Source organism: Vibrio sp. McD22-P3 (assembly GCF_021568915.1).
Classification (GTDB): Bacteria; Pseudomonadota; Gammaproteobacteria; order Enterobacterales; family Vibrionaceae; genus Vibrio; species Vibrio mediterranei.
On record NZ_JAKGTN010000015.1, the window covers coordinates 60,009 to 75,384 of the forward strand.

At 44.5% G+C, this 15,376-nt stretch carries 19 protein-coding genes; 16 read left to right on the plus strand and 3 right to left on the minus strand.

Annotated features, from left to right (window positions below):
* Nucleotides 1-11 precede the first annotated feature (11 nt).
* Nucleotides 12-1,061, minus strand: coding sequence for a DUF3549 family protein (locus L2W36_RS17795; protein WP_236110862.1), 1,050 nt, complete (start codon nt 1,059-1,061; stop codon nt 12-14).
* 124 nt (nt 1,062-1,185) lie between these two features.
* Between L2W36_RS17795 and L2W36_RS17800 the strand changes: the two genes are divergently transcribed.
* The 11 genes from L2W36_RS17800 (at nt 1,186) to L2W36_RS17850 (ending at nt 9,436) form a co-directional block, all read left to right on the plus strand.
* Entirely contained in the window at nt 1,186-1,482 is a 297-nt protein-coding gene (locus tag L2W36_RS17800; protein ID WP_236110863.1) for a YqcC family protein, read from the plus strand.
* A complete protein-coding gene (gene truC / locus L2W36_RS17805; protein WP_236110864.1) occupies nt 1,479-2,255 on the plus strand; it encodes a tRNA pseudouridine(65) synthase TruC in 777 nt (258 codons plus the stop codon). Before L2W36_RS17800 ends, truC begins: the two co-directional genes overlap by 4 nt.
* Nucleotides 2,256-2,333: 78 nt before the next feature.
* Nucleotides 2,334-2,783, plus strand: a complete 450-nt coding sequence (gene nrdR, locus L2W36_RS17810) for a transcriptional regulator NrdR (protein WP_006069872.1) — start codon at nt 2,334-2,336, stop codon at nt 2,781-2,783.
* 37 nt (nt 2,784-2,820) lie between these two features.
* Nucleotides 2,821-3,930: a bifunctional diaminohydroxyphosphoribosylaminopyrimidine deaminase/5-amino-6-(5-phosphoribosylamino)uracil reductase RibD gene (gene ribD, locus L2W36_RS17815; protein ID WP_124940137.1), complete on the plus strand. Its 1,110-nt coding sequence runs from the start codon at nt 2,821-2,823 to the stop codon at nt 3,928-3,930.
* A 4-nt stretch (nt 3,931-3,934) separates the two neighbouring features.
* A complete protein-coding gene (locus L2W36_RS17820) occupies nt 3,935-4,588 on the plus strand; it encodes a riboflavin synthase (RefSeq protein ID WP_006069874.1) in 654 nt (217 codons plus the stop codon).
* A gap of 48 nt (nt 4,589-4,636) precedes the next feature.
* A complete protein-coding gene (ribBA, locus tag L2W36_RS17825; protein WP_031493350.1) occupies nt 4,637-5,746 on the plus strand; it encodes a bifunctional 3,4-dihydroxy-2-butanone-4-phosphate synthase/GTP cyclohydrolase II in 1,110 nt (369 codons plus the stop codon).
* A 176-nt stretch (nt 5,747-5,922) separates the two neighbouring features.
* A complete protein-coding gene (ribH, locus tag L2W36_RS17830) occupies nt 5,923-6,393 on the plus strand; it encodes a 6,7-dimethyl-8-ribityllumazine synthase (protein WP_004415274.1) in 471 nt (156 codons plus the stop codon).
* Nucleotides 6,393-6,860 (plus strand): transcription antitermination factor NusB, encoded by a 468-nt coding sequence (nusB, locus tag L2W36_RS17835; RefSeq protein ID WP_006069876.1) that lies wholly within the window; start codon nt 6,393-6,395, stop codon nt 6,858-6,860. Before ribH ends, nusB begins: the two co-directional genes overlap by 1 nt.
* Nucleotides 6,861-6,950: 90 nt before the next feature.
* Nucleotides 6,951-7,922, plus strand: a complete 972-nt coding sequence (gene thiL / locus L2W36_RS17840) for a thiamine-phosphate kinase (protein WP_006069877.1) — start codon at nt 6,951-6,953, stop codon at nt 7,920-7,922.
* On the plus strand, nt 7,919-8,422 hold the full coding sequence (pgpA, locus tag L2W36_RS17845; RefSeq protein ID WP_198558157.1) for a phosphatidylglycerophosphatase A: 504 nt from the start codon (nt 7,919-7,921) through the stop codon (nt 8,420-8,422). The genes thiL and pgpA overlap by 4 nt, the downstream gene beginning before the upstream one ends.
* A 129-nt stretch (nt 8,423-8,551) precedes the next feature.
* On the plus strand, nt 8,552-9,436 hold the full coding sequence (locus L2W36_RS17850) for an acyltransferase (RefSeq protein ID WP_038221894.1): 885 nt from the start codon (nt 8,552-8,554) through the stop codon (nt 9,434-9,436).
* A gap of 82 nt (nt 9,437-9,518) precedes the next feature.
* On the opposite strand, the gene L2W36_RS17855 is transcribed toward L2W36_RS17850, so the two are convergent.
* Together L2W36_RS17855 and L2W36_RS17860 are read right to left on the minus strand one after the other, a co-directional pair.
* Nucleotides 9,519-9,761 carry a hypothetical protein gene (locus L2W36_RS17855; protein WP_038167169.1) on the minus strand — a complete coding sequence of 81 codons (243 nt, stop codon included), beginning with the start codon at nt 9,759-9,761 and terminating at the stop codon, nt 9,519-9,521.
* Nucleotides 9,762-9,959: 198 nt separating this feature from the next.
* Nucleotides 9,960-10,256 carry a hypothetical protein gene (locus L2W36_RS17860; RefSeq protein WP_031494511.1) on the minus strand — a complete coding sequence of 99 codons (297 nt, stop codon included), beginning with the start codon at nt 10,254-10,256 and terminating at the stop codon, nt 9,960-9,962.
* A gap of 301 nt (nt 10,257-10,557) precedes the next feature.
* Between L2W36_RS17860 and L2W36_RS17865 the strand changes: the two genes are divergently transcribed.
* From L2W36_RS17865 to L2W36_RS17885, 5 genes are all read left to right on the plus strand, one after another.
* Entirely contained in the window at nt 10,558-11,364 is an 807-nt protein-coding gene (locus L2W36_RS17865) for a crotonase/enoyl-CoA hydratase family protein (RefSeq protein WP_006069881.1), read from the plus strand.
* Nucleotides 11,365-11,661: 297 nt separating this feature from the next.
* Nucleotides 11,662-12,495 (plus strand): 5-dehydro-4-deoxy-D-glucuronate isomerase, encoded by an 834-nt coding sequence (gene kduI / locus L2W36_RS17870; protein ID WP_198558155.1) that lies wholly within the window; start codon nt 11,662-11,664, stop codon nt 12,493-12,495.
* 22 nt (nt 12,496-12,517) lie between these two features.
* A complete protein-coding gene (locus L2W36_RS17875) occupies nt 12,518-13,501 on the plus strand; it encodes a TRAP transporter substrate-binding protein (RefSeq protein ID WP_236110865.1) in 984 nt (327 codons plus the stop codon).
* A gap of 53 nt (nt 13,502-13,554) precedes the next feature.
* Nucleotides 13,555-14,064: a TRAP transporter small permease gene (locus tag L2W36_RS17880; RefSeq protein ID WP_006069884.1), complete on the plus strand. Its 510-nt coding sequence runs from the start codon at nt 13,555-13,557 to the stop codon at nt 14,062-14,064.
* 4 nt (nt 14,065-14,068) lie between these two features.
* Nucleotides 14,069-15,376 carry a TRAP transporter large permease gene (locus L2W36_RS17885; RefSeq protein WP_031496093.1) on the plus strand — a complete coding sequence of 436 codons (1,308 nt, stop codon included), beginning with the start codon at nt 14,069-14,071 and terminating at the stop codon, nt 15,374-15,376.

A 15,376-nucleotide genomic window follows, 5' to 3' on the forward strand; every position in this document is an offset into this window, starting at 1 on the left:
GTTAGGTCTCCTTAGTGCATCCGGCCCTGAGTGGCGCTTTGCTGAAGCGCAACTAAAGCCTGTGCTAGTTCAGGGGACGGACTAGAGTGCAACAGTGGCAGCAGAACCAAACGTAAACTTGGCATCATAACCAGATCGGCGAACAGCTGGTTGAACAGAGTCTGGTTTCCTGTTTGTGCCAGCCTAATCAGAAATTGCTCTGCCAGCGCTGGTGTCGTTAACGGTAACCAAGAGCGACCCGCGATTGCGATGAGAATTTCTTGATGACTGAGTGTCGCACTGGCCAAAATGGTAGTAATCAGCGACTCAAGTTGTTCCGGTTTTCCTCCAGATAAGGCACGGACATATGCGGATAGTAGGAACAGATCGGCGTACTCTGTCTCCGCCTCCTTTTGGGCCAATTCAAATAAGGTATCAGAAAGTTTTGCTGGAAGGGCAATATGCTCCAAGGCTCCAAGCAGAGCATATCTCGGCTCGTTAGCAATATGTCGTAAACTGGTTCTTACTAGTCGATTGTTATCGTCAGTACTGAGACGAGCCGCAATGTCAGTAATACCTTGTAGACCGACTGTTTGCCAATTATCCCATCCCAGTTTACCGGCAAAATATTCTTGCGCATGCGTGTAGTATTGACTGGTTGGTAGTGCTAACTCAGCACGAAGTACGCTATGAAACACGGCAAGCTTGTCGTCTTTTGGTTTGAACGTAAATGGGTTATTCGCGAGCTTTTGTTGTTGCTCTTCACTCATTTCCTTACTCAGCCGAGTCCCCATCGCTTCCATCACAAACTTAAGAAACTGACCCACATCAGCCTGACTAAGTAGACCGCGCTCATCGAGGTTAAACTTCAGAAACCATATCCAAGGTTGTTTCTCCGCGTTCCAGTAGGCAATCGCAAACTGTGCCTGTCTTTGAATCGGATAAGGGTACGGTTGGCTTGCTTGCTCAACGTTGGCAAATTGATCATTGTCGATGCGCTGAACTCGTCGAGAAATATCATAAATGTGATATTCGCAGCCACTGTTTACCAGAAGGTCCGACAAAGTATGAATGGTATCCATGGAGTAATTCCTAGTACGGTTTGGGTATAGAACAATAGATGGTATTCTATCGCGAATTTTCAAGTCATTGGTTGCCAATTTCATCGAATGATGAGACCGCAATCTAACGAACGGCCTTTTTACCATGAAGCTATTGCTCGTAGAGCTAAAAGAGTTGCTTAAAAAACATGCACTGTGGCAAATCCAAGAGCCAACAGCCAGTGCGATGAGCAGCCAACAACCTTTCTCTGTCGATACTTTGGAACCCCATGAGTGGCTACAGTGGGTTTTTATTCAGCGTATTGAATCTATGATAGAGATGGGACAGCCATTACCGAAGGGCTTTGAGATCGCTCCTTACTTTGAAGAGGTATGGAAGCTGCGCCCTGAGTATCAAGAAATAATCCTTGTATTGAAAAAACTGGATGATAACGCCAAATGACCGAAACCATGACTCTACCTGCCGTGGAACCACTAGAGATCGTTTATCAAGACCAATATTTAGTCGCGGTAAATAAACCTGCGGGTATGCTTGTGCATCGTTCGTGGCTTGATAAAAACGAAACACGTTTTGTCATGCAAACATTACGAGACCAAATTGGCCAACATGTATTCCCATTGCATCGCTTAGATCGACCAACGTCTGGCGTGTTGTTATTTGCTCTGTCTAGTGAAATCGCTTCACAGGTTATGCCGATGTTTGCTGAGCACAACATTGAGAAAACCTATCATGCCATCGTTCGAGGCTGGATCACTGAGGGTGATGTTCTCGATTACCCTCTTAAAGTGGAGCTTGACAAAATCGCCGATAAATTTGCTTCTCAAGACAAGGAAGCGCAGCCTGCAGTAACCGCTTATCAGCCATTGGCATCGGTTGAAGTGCCTTATTCAACAGGGCGATTCCCAACCAGTCGCTATTGCCTGGTCGAGATGAAACCTAAGACTGGTCGTAAACATCAACTCCGCCGACACATGCACCATCTGAGTCACCCGATTATTGGTGATACTAGTCATGGTGATGGCAAGCACAATCGTTTGTTTCGCGAACACTACGATTCGCACCGCCTATTGCTACACGCTTCTGAACTGAAGTTTGTTCATCCTATTACAGAGCAGGAAATAACCATTTCTGCAAACTTTGATGCGGTCTGGCAAAGTCTTATTGATGCTTTTGATTGGCAAGAGTGTGAAGCCATTCAGCAATACCATAGATAACGGGCTTAACTGGTCAAATAGTGGATTTCTTAATAGGTGAATTTTCGCTAAACTGGGAAATCAACCACAGGAGGTGTTATGCATTGTCCCTTTTGCACTGAAAATGATACAAAAGTTATCGACTCTAGGTTGGTAGCGGATGGCCACCAAGTGCGTCGTCGTCGTCAATGTTTGGCATGTAGTGAACGTTTCACCACCTTTGAAACGGCCGAACTGGTGATGCCTAAAGTCATCAAGTCTAACGGCAATCGTGAACCGTTTAATAAAGATAAAATGGTTGGCGGTATTCAGCGTGCTTTAGAAAAGCGTCCGGTAAGTGCAGACGCTATTGAACTTGCTATCAGTCATATTGAGTCACAACTTCGTGCGACTGGAGAGCGTGAAGTACCAAGTGAGATGATTGGTAACCTTGTTATGACTCAGTTAAAAGAGTTGGATAAGGTCGCTTATATTCGCTTTGCCTCCGTTTATCGAAGCTTTGAAGATATTCGAGAGTTTGGAGAAGAAATCGCTCGTCTCGAAGACTGATCGACCCAGATGCATTTAGCCATAGATATGGAAAGTTATGAGCCAATTTAGCGCTATTGATTATCAAATGATGAGCCGTGCCATAGAGCTCGCGAAAAGAGGGCGCTTTACCACTGCGCCTAACCCAAATGTAGGTTGCGTCATTACCTTAAACAACGAGGTAGTGGGAGAAGGCTATCATAAGAAAGCCGGTGAGCCACATGCGGAAGTTCATGCCTTAAGAATGGCAGCAGAGCGAGCTAAGGGCGCGACCGCTTATGTCACATTGGAGCCATGTTCACACTATGGACGAACACCTCCATGTGCTGAAGGGCTGATAAAAGCAGGAGTGTCTAAAGTTATTTGTGCCATGTCTGATCCCAATCCGCAAGTGGCTGGCCGAGGCTTTAGTATGCTTCGTGAAGCTGGTATTGAGGTGTCCGTTGGTCTTTTGGAACAAGATGCGCGAGCGCTTAACCCTGGTTTCCTGAAGAAAATGGAAACAGGGATGCCTTTTGTTCAACTGAAAATGGCAGCCAGCCTTGATGGGCAAACGGCATTAGCTAATGGCAAAAGCCAGTGGATTACTGGCCCCGAAGCACGTCGAGACGTTCAAGCATATCGTGCCCAGTCAGGAGCTATTCTATCGACCAGTCAAACAGTCGTAGAAGATAACGCCTCTTTGAATGTGCGTTGGGATGAGCTTCCAAGTCATGTCACTGATGTAATTAAGCCTGATGAATTACGCCAACCTACTCGCGTGATTTTGGATAGACAAAATGCACTATCGAGAGAGCTGAAATTGTTCCAATCTGAGGGTGATATGATTCGAGTGGCTCAGGCTGGTGGCGATCTTAACGTGACAATGAACTCAGCTAATCAACTGGATTTAGCTGAAACACTGCAAGGCTTGGCTAAAGACCAACAAATTAATCATGTATGGATAGAAGCTGGGGCAACGCTAGCGGGCTCGATGATTCAACAACAGCTCGTTGATGAGCTTATTGTGTATTTAGCACCTAAGCTTATGGGGGCCGATGGGCGAGGGCTTATTGGGGCACTTGGATTGACTGAGATGCAAGACGTCATCGAGCTCGATATAAAAGATATTCGTATGGTGGGAAGCGACATTCGCATTGTCGCCACACCACAACTAAAGCAGAAGTAGAACAATGTTTACAGGAATTATTGAAGCGGTTGGCACACTGAAGGGTATCACTCCAAAAGGAGAAGATATCAGTATTCATGTTGAAGTGGGCAAACTGGACATGAGTGACGTAAAACTAGGAGACAGCATCGCGACAAATGGCGTCTGTCTTACGGTCACCAGCTTCACAGACAACAGTTACCATGCGGACTTATCCGTTGAGACGCTAAAGAAAACAGGCTTTGCTCACTACAGCGTTGGCGACAAAGTAAACCTAGAAAAAGCGATGCTACCAACGACACGATTTGGCGGGCACATCGTGTCTGGGCATGTGGATGGTGTTGGAGAAATTGTGGACCGACAACAAGTTGGTCGCGCCATAGAGTTTTGGGTGCAGATGCCGTCTGAGCTAGGCAAGTATGTAGCGGAAAAAGGTTCTATTACCGTAGATGGGATCAGTCTGACGGTAAACGACGTTCGCAAAGATGCCTTTAAACTAACGATTGTGCCCCATACATCTGAAGAAACGACCATCGACAACTTTCATGTTGGCCGAAAAATTAATTTAGAAGTGGATGTCCTAGCTCGTTATATGGAACGATTGCTGCAATCGAAAGCCAGTGACGAATCTGAGTCTCGAATTACCATGGACTTCCTACAACGAAACGGCTTCGCTTAAAATCTGACGCAAAGCTTGATGCCCAACGAACCAATACAGGAATGTGAAATGCCAATTAGTACGCCGCAAGAAATCATTGAAGACATTCGCCTTGGGAAAATGGTTATCCTAATGGACGATGAAGACCGTGAGAATGAAGGTGACCTTATTATGGCCGCTGAACATATCACACCAGAAGCCATTAACTTTATGGCGACTCATGGACGTGGATTGATCTGCTTAACCATGACAAAGAGCCGTTGTGAAGCACTAGGCTTACCACCTATGGTTCAAGACAACAACGCGCAGTACACTACTAACTTTACTGTGTCTATTGAAGCCGCGGAAGGCGTAACCACTGGTATCTCTGCGGCAGATCGCGCACGTACAGTTCAGGCCGCAGTTGCAAAAGACGCAAAGGCTGCAGACTTAGTGCAACCAGGACACATTTTCCCATTGGCAGCTCAAGACGGTGGTGTGTTAACTCGCGCTGGTCATACTGAAGCTGGCTGCGATCTGGCAAAGCTCGCGGGTTTTGAACCTGCTTCTGTGATTGTCGAGATTCTTAATGACGATGGCACTATGTCGCGCCGTCCTGACTTAGAAATATTCGCCGAAAAACACAACATTAAGTTGGGAACGATTGCTGACCTCATCGAGTATCGTAACAATAACGAGACCACTATTGAACGCGTTGCTGCGTGTCATTTGCCGACTGAATTTGGTGACTTTGAGCTAGTGACCTACCGCGACACTATCGACAATCAAATCCACTACGCGATGTGTGCTGGTGATTTGACGGCTAGCACTCCATTAGTTCGCGTGCATTTGCAAGACACCTTCACTGATATCTTACGCTCAAATCGAAACTCCGATCGCAGCTGGACTTTGGACAAAGCAATGAAGCGCATTGGAAAAGAAGGTGGTGTACTGGTGATTCTTGGTAATGAAGAAAGCACTGAGGCTATTGTTCACAAGATCAAGGTCTTCGAGCAACAAGACAATGGCTCAGCACCGACCATGGCTAAAAAACAAGGCACATCACGCCGAGTAGGCGTAGGGTCGCAGATTCTTGCGGATCTTGGTGTACATGAAATGAAGCTTCTGTCTTCGGCGGATAAAAAGTATCACGCACTGGGTGGCTTTGGTCTGAGTGTCACCGAATACATTACTGAGTAATTTATCCAAGCCTTTGCTTATGAAACGCAAAGGCTTTTTCTTTTTCGTCGCGCCGCAACAGATTTCAAGTATTGTGAAAGCAGTGTTTGACTAAAGTTAGCGGTGGATATTAATAATTGAGTTGTGCTAGAATCCGGCGATTCTCGCGCGATGAACATAGTTTATAAGGAAAGCATATGAAAGTTATCGAGGGTGGCTTCCCAGCACCGAACGCAAAGATTGCTATTGTAATTTCTCGTTTCAATAGTTTTATCAATGAAAGCCTATTATCTGGTGCTATCGATACTTTAAAACGTCACGGCCAAGTAAGTGAAGACAACATCACTGTTGTTCGCTGCCCTGGTGCGGTAGAGCTACCATTGGTTGCTCAGCGAGTTGCTAAAACAGGTAAGTTTGATGCAATCGTGTCTTTGGGTACAGTAATTCGTGGCGGTACACCACATTTCGACTATGTTTGTAGTGAGTGTAATAAAGGTCTTGCGCAAGTGTCTCTGGAATATAGCCTACCAGTAGCATTTGGTGTATTGACTGTTGATACTATCGATCAAGCAATTGAGCGTGCCGGAACCAAGGCTGGTAATAAAGGTGCAGAGGCTGCACTAAGCGCGCTTGAAATGATCAACGTTCTTTCTGAAATCGATTCCTAATGGGGGCCAGTGTGAAACCAGCCGCACGTCGTAATGCACGTCAATTTGCTCTGCAAGCAATTTATTCTTGGCAAATTACTAAAGAAAATGTTGCCACTGTTGAAGAACAGTTCTTATCAGGTGGTAAGTATGATGAAGAAGAACATCATGCTGCTGAGCCTGCGTTGACTGCGCCAGAGACTGACGTTGTATATTTCCGTGATTTGCTCACGGGTGTCGCGTTGAATCACACGGAACTAGACAGCAAGTTACGTCCGTTCGTTTCTCGTCCAATGCAAGATCTAGACATGATGGAGCTTGCGCTTCTTCGTCTAGCTATGTACGAAATGACGAGCCGCGAAGACGTACCTTACAAAGTGGTTATCAACGAAGCTATTGAGCTTGCGAAAGTATTCGCAGCAGAAGACAGCCACAAGTTCGTTAATGGTGTTCTAGATAAAGCAGCACCTCACGTTCGCAAAAAGTAACGATTAACGTTTGTCTATTCGTAAAAAGGTCAGCAAATTGCTGGCCTTTTTTATATACTCTTCTCACCTTTCCAGCACAAAGCCTACAAGATGTCCGGTGAATTTAGTTTAATCGACAAGTACTTCGCGCATAAACAGCAGCAACGCAAAGACGTGGTCTTAGCACAAGGTGATGATTGTGCCATTGTTGCCCCTCCAGCTGACAGCCACATCGCCATTAGCACTGATACCTTAGTATCCGGTACCCACTTTCTCGCTGACGCCGATCCGGCTTGGATTGCACATAAGGCACTTGCCTCGAATATCAGTGATTTAGCTGCAATGGGTGCATCACCTGCTTGGGTCTCCATGGGGATCTCTTTACCAGAAGTGAACGAACGCTGGCTTGAACGTTTTTGCAATGCGTTTTTCTCGTTAGCAGACTATTACGGTATCCAGCTCATTGGCGGCGACACCACAAAAGGACCGCTGGCGATTACTCTTACTGTGCAAGGCACACTGCCACAAGGCAAAGCCTTGACTCGAAGTGGGGCAAATTCTGGAGACTGGATTTATGTGACAGGTCACCTCGGTGATGCCAAAGCTGGTCTTGATGTGATTCTGGAAAAAAACATCAGCGCGAATACCGAACTCAACCGCGTGCTAGAAAAGCGCCACTTTGAGGCTACGCCGAGAGTGCTTGCAGGCATTACCCTTCGCGATATCGCTTCTGCTGCGATTGATATCTCTGATGGCCTTATTTCTGACTTAGGGCATATTTTAAAGCGCTCAGACGTTGGCGCTCGTATTGATGTCGACTTGCTGCCTGTTTCGTCTGAACTCAAGCAATTCGTGGAGTCTGATGACATCGCAAAGCAGTATGCATTAACTAGCGGAGAAGAGTATGAACTCTGCTTTACGGTGCCGGAAGCCAACAGAGGGCAACTTGAGATCGCGCTATCAAATACGCCATTTACCTGTATTGGACAAATAACGGGCACAGGCTATCTTGATCTACATTCTAACGACCAACCACTTGACTGGCAGTTGGGTGGATTCGACCACTTTAAGGTGAGCCAATGAGTAACCCCCTTGACTTAATATCTTTGAAAAACCCTTGGCATTTGCTTGCGACTGGCTTTGGCAGTGGTCTATCGCCTGTTGTACCCGGTACTATGGGTACACTGGCAGCGATTCCGTTATATCTACTGTTAGCACAATTGCCTTTGAGCATGTATCTTATCGCGGTTTTACTGTCTTGTATTATCGGTATCAAAATCTGCCAAGTGACCTCAGATGATATGGGTGTGCACGATCATGGCTCTATCGTATGGGATGAGTTCGCCGGATTTTGGATCACCATGGCGATAGTCCCAGCACTCAAACTACCGATTGACGATTGGAAGTGGTTACTGACAGGCTTTGTGCTATTCCGTTTCTTCGATATGGTAAAACCTTGGCCAATCGGTTGGCTCGATAAGCGCGTTCATGGTGGGTTAGGTATCATGATTGACGACATTGTTGCGGGTGTGATGGCGGGTATTTCACTTTACCTGGTCGGACGACTAGCAGGTTGGATTTAATAACGCTTTGTAATTAAACAATAAAATAAACGTGCCTTTAGAAAGGCACGTTTGAATGACAAAGCTTTACTATACGTTTAGCCAAAAGTTGCTATGATTGCGGCCTCTTTAAGTTTTGTAACAATTGGTATGTTCAGCAATCTACGTCTCTTCATCAATTCTTTTCTAGTAATGGCAAATACGGCTGTGACTGCATTCGTAGTTTGCACATTCTCGATCATCAAATTACTACTGCCACTGAAATTCGTTCAGACATTGATGACCAGCCTATCTAATAAACAGATGTGGCTTTGGGCGACGATTAACTTATGGCTGCTAAACTTGAATAACAACATTGAATGGGACGTTGAAGGCGGTGACGATCTGACGCCAGACCAATGGTATATGTTGTTGTCTAACCATTTAAGCTGGGCTGACATTGTTATCATCACATCCGTGATGAAAAACAGAATGCCAATGTGCAAATTCTTACTAAAACAAAGCTTACTGTATGTGCCTTTCGTTGGTCTTGCTTGTTGGGGCTTGGATATGCCATTTATGAAGCGACACTCGCAGGCCTATCTAGTTAAGCACCCCGAGCGACGCAATGATGACTTTAATGCGATTCGCAAGGCTTGTAAAAAGTTTGAGCACGTGCCAACAACGATGATCAGTTTTGTTGAAGGGACGCGATATAGCGAAGAAAAGTTGGCGACGGTTAAAACACCTTATCGACACCTATTGAAGCCAAAAACAGGTGGTGTAGCGTTTACACTTAACGCCATGAACCATTTGTTGGATGGGGTCGTTGATATCACACTGGCGTATCCAGAAAATCGAGAAGACCCATTTAATGATTTGTTGAAGGGTAAGTTGACGAAAGTTGTGGTCAAAATCGATGTATATCAGATGGACGAAAACCTCAACGGCGATTACTTCAACGACAAAGTCTTCAAACGTCGCTTCCACAACTGGCTCAACGATGTATGGAAGCGCAAAGATGAAAAATTGGAAGCTATCTATTCGCAGAGCTAATAATAAGTGACAAGAATACAAAAAAGGGTCTACCAGTTGGTAGACCCTTTTTAATATCAAAACATTAGGTTATCAATACAGACTACCCAACCGGTAATCTTGGAATGACTCGACAGCACCTTTCTGCTTCATTGATTAACACAGAAACAGCATGTGTATGGTAATTCTCTCCGCTCTTCCAAACGGTTTCTCCGAATATCTGACACAACTCAAAATCAGAAATAGTTCCCTTCATTTCTTGGTAGGCGACGGCAGAGATGATTTTCTGTTCCAATGATTCTGGACAGGATTCAACACGCCAACGACTCACTTGAATATTCGGCAAAGCACACTCCTTGTGGTCATATTTTCGTCATCCAAGCCACAGTAACACTATGAATTTACAGGATCAAGTTGATCTTGCTCACAGTTTTTTTGGGCTATTAATGTGCTAGTCGTAACCTATTGTAAATGCGCGAACTTATTTTTATTTGGTTAATACTTAATCATTAAAATAGTTTTTGCGAGTGATATAACGTTTGAGTTAAATGGTTTTCTGTACGGTTTCTATGTCGGACTCTGATTTGAAAGATCTTACTAGAGCGATCAGCTCTGGTAACAGCCACAGTGAAGAGACATACAGAGCATACTCGGCAAGAAGCCCAACAAGCGCCATGCCAACAGCAGTTTCTGTTCCTAAATAATTAGGTAGTACGTAGCTAAGAAGTAGGTAGGTAAAGATGGTATAGCTGACCGTAAGCCATAAAGGGTCACGACTGTTTTCAGAGAGCTTATTAGCTTTGGATTGGTGTTTAGAGCGTGATTGATTTTCCTTAATCATGGACAGTACTTCCTAATTATCCGTTACGTCTAAGATATTCAAACACTCTAGTCGCTGTTCACAAGAATACTCGACGGCTAATTAGAGCAATCTCATAATTCTATAAATTAATATTGTTAAGAATGAACCTCGCTCACAATTACTCGCTTAACACCATGGATCCAAGTATCTAGCTTTTTTCGCGATGACCTCTCATTTTAGAGTATTGATTCTAATTGTGATGGTTTGCCGACTACACTTTGAGATAACTATTAGAGTTCGCATATCGGATGCGATAGACGATTAGACAGAGGATACAAGGATGGATTATCAACGCATTAAAGTAACTAGGGACGAGCACGTCGTGACTGTACGCTTAAACAGGGCGGATAAGCTTAATGGCGTCGACATGATTATGTTTAATGAGTTGATTCATGTGAGCAAAGCGCTTCGTAACGACCGAACGCTGAGGGCAGTTATCCTGACGGGAAGTGAAGGCAACTTTAGCTCAGGACTCGATTTCAAATCTATGATGAAAAACAAGAGCTTTGCTGCAAGACTCTTGTTTAAGTGGCTTCCTGGCCAATCAAATCGTGCACAGCAAGTAAGCAGTAATTGGCGAAAGCTATCCGTTCCTGTTATTGCTGTAATCGAAGGATATTGCTGGGGAGCGGGTATGCAAATCGCGCTAGGGGCCGATTTTAGATTCTGTGCGCCTAATGCCAACCTTTCAATCATGGAGTCGCGGATGGGATTAACCTCAGATATGGCGGGATCCATTGCTCTTAGAGAAATCATGCCGAAGGACCAAGCGATGCGAATCTCGATATGCGCTACAGAACTTGACGCTAAGGCTGCATTATCTATGGGATTAGTGACCGAAGTCAGCGATGATCCTATGAAAGAGGCATTGACACTTTGTACTCAAATCGCCCAAAAATCCCCAGATGTGACCGCCGCTATGAAGCATATGTACACTCGCTATTGGACCGCACCTGCATGGAAACTTTTGGCGTATGAAACTTATAGCCAGATACGCATTATGCTGGGGAGAAATTTTGTTCGCGTACAACAGGCTTTGAAAAAGAAAACATCACCACAATTCGAGCCAAGACAGCGTCACTGGTAAGTTCAACTATTTACGCTCACCACTTTTTATGATCAATGTAACGTGGCTGTGTTCTAGCCAGCCACGCCCATTGAGTTCATCTCTGCTTAATATTCAAAGTTAATTTACTCATATCAAATACCTCTCCTTGTGTTTTTAAAACGCAGTTTCAAAATAAGATCTAGTTCAAGATTTAACCGTTAATTTTCCAATTTTAAGGATCAGTGATCACGTCTACAGCTGTTCATATGTGAATGGTATTGATCACATAAGAACGACTGTTACTATTAAAAGCATAAATTACGGTTAAGGAAAGTTATGTTAACGAAGTATTCAGCGAACCCTAGAGACGTGAAAAAGTACTCCACTGCACAACTGCGTGATGAGTTCTTGATCGACGAGCTATTCATACCATCTCGGGTATCGGTAGCGTATAGCCATATTGACCGAGCGGTTGCTTTAGGAATTTGTCCTCAAGATAAACCATTGATTTTAGAGGAGTGGATAGATAGTAAGTCGTTCGGGACCGAGTTTTTTCTTGAGCGAAGAGAGCTTGGGTTAGCTTGCTTAGAAGGAGCTGTAAAAGTAACCGTAGATGCAAAAACGTTCCATTTAAATGCTATGGATGTGCTTTATGTCGGCCTAGGCTCAAAGACAATTGAGATAGAGAAAGTAGAAGGTAACGCGACAGTCTACGGATTAAGTGCACCAGCGCACAAATCGCTACCCACAAGGGTAATTCCTCAGAGTGAGGCTCGCGTGGTAGAACTTGGTTCAATAGAGACGGCAAACCAACGCGTCATTAACCAATACCTGCATCCGGATGTGATAGAAACCTGTCAGCTATGTTTAGGAATCACTCATTTAGCACCGGGTAGCGTTTGGAACACGATGCCTGCACATACTCACGAGCGTCGAATGGAAGCGTATGTGTATTTCAATATCAAGCCAGAACAAGCCGTGTTTCATATGATGGGCGAACCTACCGAAACTCGTCACATTCTAGTTAGAGATAAACAACTCGTACTGTCACCAAGTTGGTCGATTCATTCGGGGTGTGGTACGCAAAACTATAGCTTTGTTTGGGGAATGTTAGGTGAAAATCAAACATTCGACGATATGGACTTTATTCCAATGGATACATTGGCTTAGTTGATACTAATAGGAAATTAACATGAACAAAACTCTGAAAAATGTACTTCTTACTACCGTAGCGGGCGCAGCAGTCACAGTATCATCAATGACATTTGCAGCAACGGAAATCAAAGCGGCATTTAACCAATCTGACAAGCACCCTCAATATTTGGCTTTGGAAGAGTTTGGTAAACAGTTAGAAGCGGAAACGGATGGTCGTTACAAAGTTACTATTTATCCCAATGCACTGCTCGGCGATCAACGTGCGTCGTTGGAGCTGGTTCAAGCTGGCGCAGTGCAAATGGCAGTAGTAGCAACCCCGTTGGTAGAAAACTATGACAATACCTTCACTGCAATCGGCATGCCTTTCGCTTATACCGGTATTGAGCATCAAGAAAAAGTGTTTACTTCCGGAGCTCTAGACAAGCTATTTGCCTCTACCAAAAAGTTTGGTTTTGAAGTATTGACGGCCTATACCGCTGGTTCTCGTAACGTTTATACCAAGGGGCATAACGTTAAGTCAGTCGAGGATATGAAAGGTCAGAAAATCCGCGTGATGCAGTCGAATACTATGGTAGAGATGCTAGGGTGCATGGGCGGTACTGGTGTGCCGATGAGTCAAGGTGAAGTGTATACTGCGGTTCAACAAGGTGTCCTTGACGGTGGTGAGAATAATGAAATTACTTATGCCGATATGAAGCACTATGAAGTGGCTCCTTACTTTAGCAAAACTTCTCACTTGATGGTGCCTGACCTAGTCGTTATCAGCGACGACTTCATCAATTCAATGTCGAAGGAAGACCAAGCGACGATTCGTCGTTTAGCTAAAGAGTCGACTGTTGACGAGTTTGCTAAATGGAATGCTCAAATTGGTAAGGCTCGTGCGTTAGCGGAGGAGAATGGTGCGACCTTTATTGATGTCGACGTGAGACAATTCCAGGAAAGCTGCAAACCTCTACAGCAAAAATTGATTAAAACTGACGCACAGAAAGAATTAACTAAGGCGATCAGTGAACTGAGCTAATTAAGAAGGAGTTAGGCGCCAAGCCTAACTCCTTTTTTGCAAGGAAAAGTCTAGTGGAAAAGTTGTTAGTCTGGACAGATAAGTTCAAGAAAATCATCGACTGGGTAGTGGAACGAGCTTGTATCGCTATTATGGCATTCTTGACAGTTCTTGTTACTTATCAGGTCGTTACTCGTTATGTCTTCAATAGTCCAAGTGCGGTGAGTGAAGTGCTGTCACGATACATGTTTGTCTGGTTGGTGTTGATTGGTGGGGCTTATGTGTTTGGCTTGAGAGAACATATGGCTATTACCTATGTACGAGATAAGTTCTCGCCGAAAATAGGCATACTGGTTGATATTTTCACTGAATGGACAATCGCTATATTTGCTTTCGTGGTTATGTGGCAAGGCGGATTCAAAGCGTCCGTTCGTCAAATGTGGCAGTTAGATTCGGCCTTAGAAGTGCCAATGGGTGTTATTTACTCGGCATTACCTATTGCCGGAGTGCTTATTCTTGTTTATTTCGTTATCAACCAACTGAAACTAATACATCAGTTTCAGCAACTTAGTGTAAAAGGATAGACATATGGATGCTGCTACCCTCGCTGCCCTTATTATGTTCGGCGGCGCTATCATTCTACTCGTTTTAGGTGCGCCGATAGGTATTAGTATTGGATTGCCTTCATTTGTTGCCATGGTCAGTATTCTGCCTTTAGCAGGCGCTACGACGACAGCCGCCCAACGAATGTTCACGGGTTTGGATAGTTTTGCATTGCTAGCGATACCGTTTTTCATTTTAGCGGGCAATATTATGAATAACGGTGGCATAGCCATACGACTCATTAATTGCTCGCGCATAGTAACGGGTTATTTTCCTGGAGCATTAGCCCAAACTAATGTGGTCTCCAATATGTTGTTTGGTTCAATCAGTGGCTCTGGCGTTGCTTCGGCAGCGGCGATTGGTGGAATTATGAACCCTATTCAAGAGAAGGAAGGGTACGACTCGCCATTTAGAACAGCGGTAAATATTGCATCTGCTCCAACTGGAATGTTGATTCCACCAAGTAACACGTTAATTGTTTATGCGACAGTCGCTGGTTCGGTATCTATTTCAGCACTCTTTATGGGCGGTTATTTGCCCGGCTTACTCTGGGGTGGTGGCGTTATGCTAGTGGCAGGGTTTATGGCCTATCGCCGTGGATATATGTCGAAACATGTGATGAGCCTTTCTGAGCGCGCCAAACTATTTATTGATGCAATACCTAGTTTGTCATTAGTGGTGGTAGTGATAGGAGGTATTCTCGCAGGCATCTTTACACCGACAGAAGCTTCAGCTATTGCGGTCGTTTACTCTTTGGCGCTTGGGTTTATATACAAAGCTCTGAAAGTTGAACAGCTCCCAAGTATTTTGTTGTCGACTGCCAAGTTAACTGCGATTGTCATCTTTATGATAGCCGCTTCGTCAATCATGTCGTGGGTAATGGCGTTTACGCAAATTCCTGGAGCTATAGCCGATGCTTTGTTGTCGTTAACCGATAACCCGATTGTGATTCTTCTAATCATCAATGTGATTTTATTGTTTGTAGGGACCTTTATGGATCCCACGCCAGCGGTATTAATTTTCACACCCATCTTTCTACCGATTTGTATGAATTTGGGTATGGATCCAGTCCAGTTTGGTATTTTGTTGGTGTTTAACTTGTCACTTGGCACCATAACACCACCAGTTGGACCAATACTATTTACTGGTTGTAAGGTTAGCGATATCAAAATTGACCATGTGATCAAAACGCTGCTACCATTCTTTGCGGTGATATTTTTAGTACTAATGGCAGTGACTTATATCCCGGCAATCTCGATGACGATCCCACAAATGATGGGCTTAGTGAAATAA